A 13,244-nucleotide genomic window follows, 5' to 3' on the forward strand; every position below is an offset into this window, starting at 1 on the left:
CAGCGGGGAAAACCTACTGCTGGACCGGGCCGCGCGGACGCAGCCCGTACATACCACCGTCGACGGCGAGTGCCGTTCCGGTGGTCGAAGCCGAAAGCGGACTGGCGAGGTACACGATCGCGTTCGCGACCTCGTCCGCGGTGACCAGCCTGCCCATCGGCTGGCGGGCGGCCAGCGCGGCCCGCTCGGCCTCCGGATCGCCTGCGGAATCGAGCAGCCTGCCGACCCACGGGGTGTCCGCGGTACCGGGGCAGACGCAGTTGACCCGGATCCGGTCGGCGAGGTGATCGGTCGCCATCGCCAGGGTCAGCGAGAGCACCGCGCCCTTGCTGGCCGAGTACAGCGCGCGGTTGGGCAGGCCCGCCCACGCGGCGATCGAACAGGTGTTGACGATCGCGGCCGACGGCGAGTTCTTCAGATGCGGCAACGCCGCACGGGCGAGCCGCACCATGCCGACGACGTTGACGTCGAGCACCCGGTGCCACTCGTCGTCGTCGTTGACGGTGACGTCGCCCTGCGCGCCGATCCCGGCGTTGTTGACCAGGACGTCGAGCCTGCCGAAGCGTTCGGCGACCGCGTCGATCGCCGACCGGACCTCGGCGTCGGAACCGACGTCGCAGCGGAATCCGGTGAGCCCCTCGGGCAGGTCGTCCGGTTTCAGGTCGAGAACCGCGACCGTCGCCCCGCGGGAAGCGAGCTGATCCGCGACGGCCAGGCCGATTCCCGACGCGCCACCGGTGACGGCGGCGACGAGGCCTTCGAACTCACTCACTGGCGATCTCCGTCCATTCCGGACCATCGGGGAAGGTGAACCGGCGCAAGGTCGCGTCGTGCATCCGGGCGGAGAAGCCCGGCGCGGACGGCGCGAGGTACCGGCCATCGGTCACGACGGCCGGATCGGTGAAGTGTTCGTGGAGGTGGTCGACCCATTCGATGGACCGGTCGGCGTCGGAACCGGACACCGCCACGAAGTCGAACATCGACAGGTGCCGCACGAGCTCGCACAGCCCCACCCCGCCGGCGTGCGGGCACACCGGGACGTCGAATTTGGCCGCCAGCAAAAGGATCGCCAGGTTCTCGTTGAACCCGCCGACCCTGGCGGCGTCCAGCTGCAGCACCGAGATCGCGCCCGCCTGCAGCAACTGCTTGAACACCACGCGGTTCTGGACGTGCTCGCCGGTGGCCACGCGGATCGGGGCGAGTGCCTTGGCGATCGCGGCGTGCCCGAGCACGTCGTCCGGCGAGGTGGGCTCCTCGATCCAGTACGGGTCGTACGGCGCCAGCTCGGTCATCCAGGTGATCGCGGCCGAGACGTCCCAGCGCTGGTTCGCGTCCACGGCGACATGGATGTCCGGGCCGACGGTTTCGCGGGCGAGCTTCATCCGGCGGACGTCGTCCTCGAGATCTCCGCCCACCTTCAGCTTGATCATCTCGAAGCCGTCGGCGACCGCTTGTTCGGCGAGCCGGACGAGTTTCGCGTCCGAATAACCGAGCCAGCCGGGAGACGTGCTGTACGCGCGGTATCCGTCGCGCTCGATCCGGGCGATCCGTTCCGCGCGGCCGGGTTCGGCGGCGCGGAGGATGTCGAGCGCCTCCTGTTCGGTCAGCGCGTCGGACAGGTAGCGGAAGTCGACGAGGGAGACCAGGTCTTCGGGCGACATCTCGGCGGCGAACCGCCAGACCGGGAGCCCGGCAATGCGTGCGGCGAGATCCCAGGCGGCGTTGACCACCGCGCCGATCGCCATGTGCGCGACACCCTTTTCCGGGCCGAGCCAGCGCAACTGCGAGTCGCCGACCAGCGCCCTGGACAGGGCGCCGAGCGCGGCCGCGTCCGTGGGGACGTCACGGCCGACGACATGCGGTTCGAGCGCGCGGATCGCCGCGGCCTGGACGTCGTTGCCGCGGCCGATGGTGAAGGCGAGCCCGTAGCCGTCCGGGCCGCCGTCGGTGTGCAGCACGACATACGCGGCCGAATAGTCCGGGTCCGGGTTCATGGCGTCCGAACCGTCCAGCTCCCGCGAAGTGGGGAAGCGGACGTCGAGCACCTCCATGCCCACGATCTTGGCCATCACGCCTGCCTCGCGGTCTGGCGCTGGCGGCCGAGGCCGTCGATCTCGAGCTCGATGACGTCACCTTCCCGCAGGTACGGCTTGGGATCGGGCTGACCGAGCGCCACGCCCTGCGGGGTTCCGGTGTTGATGAGGTCGCCCGGACGCAGCACCATGAACTGGCTCAAATAATGCACGATCTCGGCGACCGTGAAAATCATGTCCTTGGTGGAGGAGTCTTGTTTCTTCTCGCCGTTGACCCACAGCCGCAGGCCGAGGTCCTGGGGGTCGGGCACCTCGTCGGCGGTGACCAGCCACGGGCCGAGCGGGTTGAAGTTCTCGCACGACTTGCCCTTGTCCCACTGGCCGCCGCGTTCGAGCTGGAACTCGCGCTCGGACACGTCGTTCGAGACGGCGTACCCGGCGACGTACTCCAGAGCTTCGTCGACGCTGTCGAGATAGCGAGCGGTCTTGCCGATGACGACGGCGAGCTCGACCTCCCAGTCGGTCTTCGTCGAGTTCCGCGGCACGAGCACGTCGTCCTCCGGGCCGACGACGACGTCGGAGGCCTTCATGAAGACGACCGGCTCGGTCGGCACGGCGGCACCGGACTCCTCGGCGTGCTGCCGGTAGTTGAGCCCGATGCAAACGACCTTGCCCGGCCTGGCGATCGGCGCGCCGACCCTCGCCCCCGCGGCTTCGGCGCCGGCTTCGGGCAGCTCACCGGCGGCCAGCGCGGCCGCGACCCTGGCGACACCGTCGCTCGCGAAGAAGCTGCCATCGATGTCGGAGGTCAGCCCCGAGAGGTCGCGCACCGTGCCATCCCCGGCACGTACGAACGGACGCTCACTTCCCGGCTCCCCGAGACGCAACAGCTGCACGGATTTTCCTTCCGACCGAACCATCAGCAACGAACAGACATCCGATGTATACCCGACGAGGTCCGGCAAGATCTAGAGCCATCCGGATTTGTTCGACAATTGATCGGATCAGTTGCCGAAAGCTGGCGTGCGCTGGCTCACAGCGGGAATAGTTACCTACTCTAAGCAAGTTGTTCCTCGCGGAACCGTCACCGGGGAGAGGAAAAGCATGACCATCGCGCCCGAGCGAGTGGAAGAAACCGTCGCGCGCCCGATCACGACCGGACGCGCCCGGTTCGTCCTGATCCTCGGCGGCCTGTCCGCCTTCGGGCCCCTGTCCATCGACATGTACCTGCCCGCGCTCCCGCAGATGGCGGGCGAGCTGCGCGCGGCGGACGCGACCGTCCAGCTGACGCTGAGCGCGTTCATCATCGGGCTCGCCATCGGCCAGCTGATCCTCGGACCGCTGTCCGACGCGATCGGCCGCCGCAAACCGCTCGTGGCCGGGCTCGTTCTCTACATGGTCGGCTCGCTCCTGTGCGCCTTCGCCCCGAGCGCCGAACTGCTCATCGCCGCCCGCGGCGTCCAGGCCTTCGGTGCCGCGGCGGGCATCGTGATCGCCAGGGCGACCGTGCGCGACTTCTACTCCGGCACCGCGATGACGAAGTTCTTCTCGCTGCTCATGCTGGTCAACGGGCTCGCCCCGATCCTGGCGCCGATCATCGGCGGCCAGATCCTGAACTGGACCTCGTGGCGAGGCGTGTTCGTCTGCCTGACCGTGTTCGGCGCGATCCTGCTCGCCGTCGTCTTCTTCCTGCTGCCGGAGCCCCTGCCCGAGGAACGCCGCACTCCGGCGCGCTTCGGCTCAGTGATGCGGAAGTACGCGAGCCTGTTCCGCGACCGTGGCTTCCTCGGCTACGCACTGGCTTCCGGACTCATGTTCGGCAGCCTGTTCGCCTACATCTCCGGATCGTCCTTCGCGCTGCAGGGCGTCTACGGGCTCAGCCCGCAGGCGTACAGCCTGGTGTTCGGGCTCAACGGCATCGGCATCGTGGCCGTCGGCCAGCTGAACGGGCGCATCGTCGGACGTTTCCCGGAGCGGACGCTGCTGACCGTCGGTCTCGTCATCGCGGCGGTGGCCGGGTTCGGCGTGCTGGCCGCGGCGGTGCTGGACCTGGGCCTGATCGGGCTGCTGATCCCGCTGTTCGTCCTGGTGTCGAGCATCGGCATGGTGGCGCCGAACGCGAGTTCGCTGGCCCTCGCCGACCAGGCGCGGTCCGCCGGTTCGGCGTCGGCGCTGCTGGGCGTGCTGCAGTTCGTCGTCGGCGGGCTGGCGACGCCGCTGGTCGGACTGGGCGGTGCCGGTACCGCGGTGCCGATGGGGATCACCATGGCGGCCTTCGGTGTCCTCGCCCTGCTGGCCTTCGGGACCATGACGCGGCCTTCGCGGTTCGTGGCGGCGCCACGGGCTATGGCGGTCCCGCGGGAGTCCTGACCCCGACCCGCGTGTCATGAAAGGGGCTTTCAAGACGTTTTTCGTCCTGAAAGCCCCTTTCATGACACTCCCGACACGGCTCGTCTCCGGTTTCACCCCAAAGTCGAGAGATCGGCCGTCCGCAGCTGCTCCGCGGTCACGGTCGCGCGCCCGTCGACCAGAGCCTTCAACGCGTCCCCGTCATCCCACTGGTTGACGTTCATCGCGGCGGTCACCTGACCGTCCCGCACCCAGAACGCCGTGAAGTCCCGCGCCGCGAGATCACCGCGCACCACCAACTGATCGGTGTCGGGATCGGCGAGGCCGCGGTACTCGCAGCCCAGGTCGTATTGATCCGAGAAGAAGTACGGGCTCTTCAGATACGGCTCGTTCTCGCCGAGCAGGTTCCCCGCGACGTGCTCGCCCTGCCACTTCGCGCATCCCCAGTGCTCGACGCGGACGCGTTTCCCGTAGCGGGGGTGGAAGTGCGCGGCGATGTCGCCGATCGCGTAGACGTCGGGCGCGGCGGTCCGCAAACCGGCGTCGGCGCAGACACCGCCGTCGTCGGACAGTTCCAGTCCGGCGGCGTGCGCGAGGTCGACCCGCGGCGCGGCGCCGACGGCCACCAGCACGACGTCCGCGGGGAGTTCGTCACCGTTCTGAAGGCGGACGCCGGTCACTCCGTCCGGACCGCCGGTGAACGCGGCGACCCCTTCACCCAGACGCCAGTTCACGCCGTGCTCGGTGTGGAGGTCCTTGAAGACGCCGGACACCTGCTCGCCCAGCACCGCGAGCAGCGGCGAACCGACCTGGTCGACCACGGTCACCTCGGCGCCGTGTTCCCTGGCGGCCGCCGCGGCCTCGGTGCCGATCCAGCCCGCCCCGACGATCACCACCCGTCCGGCGTCCTTGAACGCCGAACGCAACGCCAGCGCGTCATCGAGGGTGCGAAGGGTCCGCAGGCCGGGGAGATCGCCGCCGGGAACCGGGAGCGGGCGCGGCTGGGACCCGGTGGCGAGGACCAGCCTGTCGAACCGGTGCTCACCACCGACGTCGTCGAGCACGAGCCGCGCGCCGAGTTCGATCTTGGTCGCGGTCGCCCCGCTCCGGTGGGCGATGTCCTTCTCTTCGTAGAAACCCTCGTCGTGCACCCAATCGGGTTCATCGGTGGTGCCCAGCAAAAGGCCTTTGGACAACGGCGGTAATTCGTACGGGCGATGCGTGTCGCTCCCGAGCAGCAGGATTTCGCCCGCGTAGCCACGTTCTCGCAGCGCCCCGGCGGCCGTCGCTCCGGCCAGGCCGGCCCCGACGATGACGATCTTCCTGGGTTCGGACACAAAGACCTCCCAAGCAGGCTTTCCCTCGGACGCTACTCCGGTCCGCCCTCGTCCGGCCTAGCGAAACCGGAAGTCGATCACAGGACGCACGCTCGGTTAACCCATCAGTAGGAATGTCGGGCAACCCGCGTCACGGCCCCGAAATCACCTCGTCCCAGCCACGGACGAGAAAGGGAGATCATGGGATACGGGAGGATGAGGACGTTGGCACCCCGGGACGAATGGTCGGTCGGCTGCCGCGATCTGGCCGGCAGGCGCAGGGACGTGACGGTGTTCGTGAGCAGCGACAAGATCGTGCTCGTGGCCCCGCCCGGAGAAGCCGCCGTACTCGGGCCGCTGGACGTGGGGCGCCTGCGCGCCGCGCTCCGCGACGCCGTGGTCGCGGTGGCCGAACATCCGGATCACAGTGAATGACAACTACCGTTCCTACTTCTGAGTAGGTAGAGTCGGCTCCGTTCGGAAGGAGCCGGCCATGACCACCTACTTCGTGACGGGCGCGACGGGTTTTCTGGGCAAACGCCTGGTCGCGCGCCTACTACGGCGACCTGAGACCGTAGCCGTCCATGTTCTCGTGAGGGAGACCTCACGCGGGAAGCTCCCGAGCCACGAGAAGCTCGTTCCCGTCACCGGCGATCTGACCGACCCCTCGCTGGGCATCGATCCCGCCCGCCTGGGTCACCTCGACCACGTCGTGCACCTCGGCGCGATCTACGACCTCACCGCGGACGAAGCGGCCAACCGGGCGGCCAACGTCGACGGCACCCGCAACGTCCTGGAGTTCGCCGCCGCCGCGAAGGCCGGGCTCTTCCACCACGTCTCTTCGATCGCGGTCGCCGGGCAGTACGCGGGGCGCTTCACCGAGGCCGACTTCGACCTCGGCCAGTCCTTCGCGTCGCCGTATCACGCGACGAAGTTCGAGGCCGAGAAACTCGTGCGACGGCACGGGAAAACGCCGTACCGCGTGTACCGGCCGTCCGCCGTGGCCGGCGATTCGCGCACCGGCGAGATGGACAAGATCGACGGCCCGTACTACTTCCTTCCCGCGATCTCACGGCTCGCCACGCTGCCGCGCCGTCTCCCGCTGGCCGCACCGGATCTCGGCGCCACGAACATCGTGCCGGTCGATTACGTCGTCGAAGCGATCGAGCACCTCATGCACGTCGACGCGCCCGGCGGCAGCACGTACCACCTCGCGTCGCCGCGACCGCAGCCGCTGCACGAGGTCTACAACGCCTTCGCGCGAGCGGCGGGCGGCCCGAAGATCTCCGCCGTCCTCCCCGCCCGGCCGTCCGGAGCGCTGAAACGCGCCGGAGTCCGGCTGGCGAAGTCCGCGGCCGCCGGTTTCGACCGCGTCCCGGGCGGGCGTTCGGCCCGCGCGGCGGTTCTGGCGGAACTCGGCGTTCCGCTCGAAGTCCTGCCGCATCTGAGCCTGGAGGTCGACTTCGACACGAGCGTGACCACGGCGGCGCTCGAAGGCAGCGGGATTTCCTTGCCGCCGTTGAAGGAGTACGCCGGTCCGCTCTACCGGTACTGGCTCGCACACCTGGATCCCGATCGCGGACGCCGCCGTCCGGGGCCGGAGCCGCTCGACGGCCGCAAGGTGCTGATCACCGGTGCCTCTTCGGGGATCGGGCGCGCGTCCGCGCTGGCAGTCGCCGCGAAGGGGGCCGAAGTGATCCTCGTGGCCAGGCGGGCCGACGAACTCGAAGAGGTCCGCGAGCAGATCGTCGCGGCGGGCGGCAAGGCGTCGGCGTACCCGTGCGACCTCACCGACGGCGGCGCGGTCGACGCTCTGGTCAAGGACGTGCTCGCCGCGCACGGCGCCGTCGACATGCTGGTCAACAACGCGGGCCGCTCGATCCGGCGTTCGCTTTCGCTGTCCACCGAACGGTTCCACGACTTCGAGCGCACGATGGCGATCAACTACTTCGGTCCCGTGCGGCTGACGCTCGGCCTGCTGCCGTCGATGACCGCTCGCGGGTTCGGCCACGTCGTCAACGTGACCACCCAAGGGCTGCAGACCGACACGCCGCGGTTTTCCGCTTACCTGGCCTCGAAGGCCGCGCTGGAGGAGTTCGGGCTGACCGCCGGCCGGGAAACCCTTTCCGACGGCGTCACCTTCACCTCGGTCCGGATGCCGCTGGTGCGGACCGACATGATCACCCCCACCGGGTCCTACCGCGGCATGCCGTCGAGTTCTCCCGAACGCGCCGCCGCTCTCGTGGTGAAGGCACTGGAGAAACGACCGGAGATCCTGAACCTGCCCGAAGGCACGGCGGCCGAGTTGGTGACGCTCGTCGCACCCAGGACGACGCGATTCTTCGCCCACCTCGTCTACCGCGCGATGCCGGAGTCCGCGCCGGAATCCCGTGGCCTGCCCCGGAAGGCCCCGCTCGCCTCTGTGGCGGGCGCGGTCACCAGACTGGTCTGGCGCCGTCGTCCCTGACGTCCTCACCGCCGGGCTCGATCGGGGGACGCCCCCGGCCGCTACCATCGGTTTCCGATACGCCGGGGTCGGCGGGCACGGGCCGAGGCAGTGACGAGCGGGAGGGGCAGTGTGGACGTCGCCAGTCCCCCGCTGTCGACCGGACCGGACACCGCGGTGGTACGTCCGTCCAGGACAGTGCTGCGGATTTCCCTGCACGTGGCCTGGGTCCTCGTGCTCGCCGTCGTCACCGAACTCCGGGTGGGGCGCTTCGGTTTCCACCCGTCGGACCAGGGTTTCATCCTCGCCCAGGCGTGGCGGGTGCTGCACGGCGAGGTCCCGCACTCCGACATCATCTCCGCGCGGCCGCTGGGTTCGGCGTACCTGCACATCGTCGATTTCGTCCTGCCGGGGCCGCTGTTCTTCGTCTCGAGCGTGCTCAGCATGCTGGAGATCATCCTGGCGACCATCGCGTTCGCCGTCCTGGTCACCCGTCGCCGCGTCCGCGACTGGGGACCGGGACTCACCGGGCTGACGGCGGCCGCGTCGCTGCTGAACCTCAACGCGTTCCCGCTGATGGCGTGGCACACGATCGACGGGATCTTCCTGACCGCCTGCGGTGCCTGGGCACTGGATTCCGGGTTGCGCAACGGGAAGACGTGGCCGCGGCGGCTCGGCCTCGTCCTGCTGGGCACCGCGGTGTTCGTCAAGCAGAGTTTCGCGCCGGTGCCGCTGATCGCGCTGCTCTGGTTGCTGCTGCACCCCTCGCTGCGCGAGGGCGCGTTCCGCACCGGCCGCTGGTGGGCGCGGCTGGCCTGGGATCTGCCGGCGCTCGGCGCCTTTTTGGTCTTGTACATCGGAATCGTCACCCTCGACGGCGGGCTCGGGGCGATGGCCGAGCAGCTCACCGGCGGTGTCCCCGCGTACGGCGAACGGCTTCTCGGGCTGTGGCTGGGGAATCCCGAGAGCCTCCTGCTGCCACCGGTGCGGGGCTTGACCTTCTTCGCGATCGCGGGCGTGCTTCTCGCCCTGCTCGGGATCTTCCGCGACCGCGCCGGATTCATCGGCGCGGTCGTCGCGCGGCTGCTGGTACTGGCCGGGGTGGCGGTGGTGGTCGGCACCGTCGTCGATGGACACTTCACCGGCGCCTCGCGCTGGGCGGACGTCCTCTGGTGGATCCTCGGTGTCGCGCTGCTGGTGAACTGGGCGGCGACGCGCCGGTTCCCGCGCATGGGCGCGCTGGTCTTCGCGACCGGCTTCATGACCAGCCTGTCCTGGGGGAACGACACCCCGACGCTGTTCACCGGAACACTGGCGCTGACGGCGATCCTGCTGCTTTCGGACGCGCTGCCGCCGCTGCCCGCGCCGTCCCGGCGGCTCGGACTGGCGGGTGCCACGGCGATGGGCCTGGTCGCGGTGCTGGCGTCGGGCTGGGCCGTGATCGCGCACCACGACGAGGCCGCGTACCTCGACATGGCGCACGAGAAGCTGACCGGCGACCTCGGCACGGTGACGCCGTCGATGCGCGGGATCCGGACGAACCCGGGCACTTTCACCTACGTGTCCCAGATCCAGGACTGCGTCACGCGGTTCCCGGCGGGGCGCACGGCGGTGCTGCCCGACAACCCGTTCGCCTATCCCGCCTTCGGCCTGCGCAACCCGTTCCCGCTGGAATGGCCGCTGCCGCTGGAGATCGTCGCCGACGCTCCACAACGGATGCTCGCGACCGCCGACGAACTCAACCGCGACGGCGACTACCTGGTGCTGTTCCAGACCGTGGACATGCCGACGCTGACCCGGGGCGGGCCGGTGCCCGCCGAGGTCGCGGCGGACGCGCCGATCTTCGACTACCTGGGGATGGAGAACGCGCTGCGGTCGCGGCTCACCGGGCAGACCGTCACCTGTGGCAGCTTCATCGGCAAGTGGGCGCCCCGCCCCTGACCTCCCGCGTTTCGTCCTCTAGTTGCGGTCCTTGCGTGTGCAACTACAGCAACTAGAGGACGAAACGCGGCGGGAGTCAGTCGACGCCGGCGTCTTCGGGGCGGCCGGCGGCGAGTCCGGCGAGGACGTCCAAAGCGGCCTCGAGTGTCTCCAGCGGAGGCGAGGACACCGCGAGCCGGACCGCGTTCGGGGCGTGCCCGGGGACGACGGCGAACGCGGCCGCCGGGGTGACCGCGATCCCGCGTCGCGCCGCCGCGGCGACGAAGGTCTCGGCACGCCAGTGCTCGGGGAGCTCCCACCAGCAGTGATACGCCTGCGGATCCGCGCGCAGCGTGAACCCGGCCAGCCGGTCCGCCGTCACCCGCTGGCGTTCCGCGGCGTCCAAGCGTTTGGCCCGTTCGACGGTTTCCAGGGTGCCACCGGTGATCCACCGGGTGGCGGCTTCGAGCGCGAACCGCGGCGCGACCCAGCCGCCCGAGCGCACCGCCGCGGCCAGCCGCTCCGTCCATTCCCGTGGCACGGCGAGGAAACCGGTGGTCAGCCCGGGGGCGAGCCGTTTGGACATACTGTCGGCGAACACCGTGCGTTCCGGCGCGTAGGCCGCGAACGGGCGGACGTCGGGCCGGAGGAAGGTGTAGATCCCGTCCTCGATCACCGGGATGTCCATCCGGCGCACGGTTTCCGCCAGCTCGACGCGCCGTTGTTCGTCCATTGTGGACCCGAGCGGGTTGTGCAGCGTCGGCTGGACGTAGAGCGCGCGGACGGGCGCGGCGGCGTGCGCGGCCATGAGCGCCTCGGGTACGAGACCCTGGTCGTCGGTCTCGACGGGCACCACCTGGACGCCGAGCCGTCCGGCGAGCGCCTTGACCACGGGATAGGTGATGGCCTCGACGGCGAGCCGTTCCCCCATCGGCACAAAGGCGGCGATGGCGGCCGCGATGGCCTCGCGGCCACTTCCGGCGAAGAGGACTTCCGGCGTCCAGCCTTCTTTCGCGAGCAACCCGGTGACGGCGTCACGCGCCTGCTTCGAGCCGGTGACGCTGCCCGGCCTCAGCGCCGCTGTCAGGACGTCGTCCCGCAGGAGTGGTTCCAGCGCCTTCCCGACCAGCGCGGATTGCTCCGGGAGGACGGCGAAGTTGAGTTCGAGGTCGACCGTCGCGCCGCCCGGTTCGGCGAGCGCGGTCTCCAGCGGCGGCCTCCCGGCGCGGACGAACGTGCCGCGGCCGACCTCGCCGACCACGACCCCCCTCCGCACGAGTTCGCCGTAGACCCTGGCGGCGGTCGAGTTGGCGATTCCCCGCTCACGGGCGAACCTCCGCTGCGGCGGAAGCCTGTCGCCAGGGCGGAGCCTGCCCGCTTCGACGTCGGCGGAGATCTCGTCCGCGACTATCCGGTAGTCCTCCATGCCTCACCCTCGATCGCACCGAGCCCGCTCGCTGAATTGCACTGCGGAATGCACTGGGGATGATGCCATCGAAGAGGGATGTGAGCCGACTGCGACCTACGGAACACCACGACGGCGGACTCCTAGGTTAGCCTAACCTGCGTGGAGACCGTGGAAACCCTCACCGAGCAGAGCACGACGTCCCGCCTGCACGCGGACGCGCTGACGCTCGCCTATGACGGCAGGACCGTGGCCGAAGACCTCGGGGTGGTCATCCCCGACCGGTCGTTCACCGTCATCGTCGGCCCGAACGCCTGTGGCAAGACGACCCTGCTGCGCGCGCTCGCGCGCATGCTCAAACCCCGCCAGGGGTCGGTGTTCCTCGACGGACAGGTGATCAGTTCCTTCCCCGCCAAGGAAGTCGCGCGGCGGCTCGGCCTGCTGCCGCAGAGTTCGATCGCGCCCGACGGCATCACCGTCGCCGACCTCGTCGCGCGCGGCCGGTACCCGCACCAGCGTCTGCTGCGCCAGTGGTCCCGTGAGGACGCCACCGTGGTCGCGGAGTCCATGCGCGCCACCGGGGTCGACGACCTCGCCGAGCGGCTGGTCGACGAACTGTCCGGCGGCCAGCGCCAGCGCGTGTGGATGGCGATGGCGCTCGCGCAGGAGACCGATCTCCTGCTGCTCGACGAGCCGACGACTTATCTCGACATCGCGCACCAGATGGACATTCTCGACCTGTGCGCGCAGCTGCACCAGGAACAGGGCCGGACGCTGGTCGCCGTGCTGCACGACCTCAACCACGCGGCCCGCTACGCGACGCACATGATCGCGATGCGGGACGGTGAGGTCTTGGCGACCGGAGCGCCCGAGGACGTCGTGACCGCCGAGAACGTCGAGAAGATCTTCGAGTTGCCGTGCCGGGTCATGCCCTGCCCCGAAACCGGGACCCCGCTGGTGATCCCGAAGGCGGGCCGCCGCGCCGCTTGAGATGCGTCCCGATGGCTGCCCCGATGGACGCATCGCGGGCCGGATCGCGACACTAGGTTGGACTGGGGAGGTTCAATGACTCAGGAAATCTGGTCCAAAGTAGACGAGTACCTCATCGAGGCGCTCGTCCCGTCCGATCCGGCCCTCGAAGCGGCCCTAGCCGCCTCTGACGAGGCCGGGATGCCGGCCATCGCCGTGGCCCCGAACCAGGGCAAGCTGCTCCACCTGCTGGCCAGGATGATCGGTGCCCGCTCGATCCTCGAGATCGGCACGCTCGGCGGCTACAGCACCATCTGGCTCGCCCGCGCCCTGCCGGCGGACGGACGTCTCGTGACGCTCGAGTTCTACCCGAAATTCGCCGACGTCGCGCGCAAGAACCTCGACGCCGCCGGTGTGGGCGAGCTCGTCGACATCCGGCTCGGGGAGGCGCTGGATCTGCTGCCCGGCGTCGAGGGACCGATCGACCTGACGTTCATCGACGCGGACAGGGTCAACAACCCGGCCTACTTCGAGGCGGCGCTGCGGCTGACCAGGCCGGGCGGGGTGATCGTGGTCGACAACGTCGTCCGCGCCGGGGCGGTGGCCGACGCGTCGAGCACCGCCGACGAGATCGTGGGACTCCGGCGGATGCACGAACTGATCGCCGCCGAACCGCGGGTCGACGCGACAGCGCTGCAGACCGTCGGCAAGAAGGGGTACGACGGGCTGACCGTCATCCTGGTGACGTCCTGAGCCCGCGGTCCGGATGGTCGTGAGTGGCAATGCGGGTTCTAACCCGGAACGCC

11 protein-coding genes are annotated in these 13,244 nt (G+C 69.7%); 6 read left to right on the plus strand and 5 right to left on the minus strand.

Annotated elements, in window-relative coordinates:
• Positions 1-13: 13 nt before the first annotated feature.
• From ACZ5IK_RS10495 to ACZ5IK_RS10505, 3 genes are read right to left on the minus strand one after another with little or no spacing between them, the layout of a single operon-like run.
• Complete coding sequence (locus tag ACZ5IK_RS10495; protein ID WP_465487471.1) at positions 14-772, minus strand: SDR family NAD(P)-dependent oxidoreductase; 759 nt, start codon at positions 770-772, stop codon at positions 14-16.
• The gene (locus ACZ5IK_RS10500; protein ID WP_465487472.1) at positions 765-2,069 is read right to left on the minus strand and encodes an enolase C-terminal domain-like protein; all 1,305 of its coding nucleotides are present in this window, start codon (positions 2,067-2,069) and stop codon (positions 765-767) included. The genes ACZ5IK_RS10495 and ACZ5IK_RS10500 overlap by 8 nt, the downstream gene beginning before the upstream one ends.
• Positions 2,069-2,929, minus strand: a complete 861-nt coding sequence (locus ACZ5IK_RS10505) for a fumarylacetoacetate hydrolase family protein (RefSeq protein WP_465487473.1) — start codon at positions 2,927-2,929, stop codon at positions 2,069-2,071. The genes ACZ5IK_RS10500 and ACZ5IK_RS10505 overlap by 1 nt, the downstream gene beginning before the upstream one ends.
• Positions 2,930-3,137: 208 nt before the next feature.
• Between ACZ5IK_RS10505 and ACZ5IK_RS10510 the strand changes: the two genes are divergently transcribed.
• Positions 3,138-4,403 (plus strand): Bcr/CflA family multidrug efflux MFS transporter, encoded by a 1,266-nt coding sequence (locus tag ACZ5IK_RS10510; RefSeq protein ID WP_465487474.1) that lies wholly within the window; start codon positions 3,138-3,140, stop codon positions 4,401-4,403.
• A 92-nt stretch (positions 4,404-4,495) separates the two neighbouring features.
• Here the strand turns inward: ACZ5IK_RS10510 and ACZ5IK_RS10515 are convergent, their stop codons facing one another.
• Positions 4,496-5,719: an NAD(P)/FAD-dependent oxidoreductase gene (locus ACZ5IK_RS10515; protein ID WP_465487475.1), complete on the minus strand. Its 1,224-nt coding sequence runs from the start codon at positions 5,717-5,719 to the stop codon at positions 4,496-4,498.
• 195 nt (positions 5,720-5,914) lie between these two features.
• Between ACZ5IK_RS10515 and ACZ5IK_RS10520 the strand changes: the two genes are divergently transcribed.
• The 3 genes from ACZ5IK_RS10520 (at position 5,915) to ACZ5IK_RS10530 (ending at position 10,085) form a co-directional block, all read left to right on the plus strand.
• Positions 5,915-6,133 carry a hypothetical protein gene (locus ACZ5IK_RS10520; protein ID WP_039922712.1) on the plus strand — a complete coding sequence of 73 codons (219 nt, stop codon included), beginning with the start codon at positions 5,915-5,917 and terminating at the stop codon, positions 6,131-6,133.
• Positions 6,134-6,191: 58 nt separating this feature from the next.
• Positions 6,192-8,165: an SDR family oxidoreductase gene (locus ACZ5IK_RS10525; RefSeq protein WP_465487476.1), complete on the plus strand. Its 1,974-nt coding sequence runs from the start codon at positions 6,192-6,194 to the stop codon at positions 8,163-8,165.
• Positions 8,166-8,276: 111 nt separating this feature from the next.
• Positions 8,277-10,085: a hypothetical protein gene (locus tag ACZ5IK_RS10530; protein WP_465487477.1), complete on the plus strand. Its 1,809-nt coding sequence runs from the start codon at positions 8,277-8,279 to the stop codon at positions 10,083-10,085.
• A 76-nt stretch (positions 10,086-10,161) separates the two neighbouring features.
• On the opposite strand, the gene ACZ5IK_RS10535 is transcribed toward ACZ5IK_RS10530, so the two are convergent.
• Complete coding sequence (locus tag ACZ5IK_RS10535; protein WP_465487478.1) at positions 10,162-11,490, minus strand: aminotransferase-like domain-containing protein; 1,329 nt, start codon at positions 11,488-11,490, stop codon at positions 10,162-10,164.
• Positions 11,491-11,631: 141 nt separating this feature from the next.
• Here ACZ5IK_RS10535 and ACZ5IK_RS10540 point away from each other — a divergent pair, with 141 nt between their 5' ends.
• Complete coding sequence (locus ACZ5IK_RS10540) at positions 11,632-12,459, plus strand: ABC transporter ATP-binding protein (protein WP_410602721.1); 828 nt, start codon at positions 11,632-11,634, stop codon at positions 12,457-12,459.
• Between the two features lie 75 nt (positions 12,460-12,534).
• On the plus strand, positions 12,535-13,191 hold the full coding sequence (locus tag ACZ5IK_RS10545; RefSeq protein ID WP_101609766.1) for an O-methyltransferase: 657 nt from the start codon (positions 12,535-12,537) through the stop codon (positions 13,189-13,191).
• Positions 13,192-13,244 lie beyond the last annotated feature (53 nt).

The sequence above is a fragment of the Amycolatopsis sp. NPDC031561 genome (genome assembly GCF_055580625.1).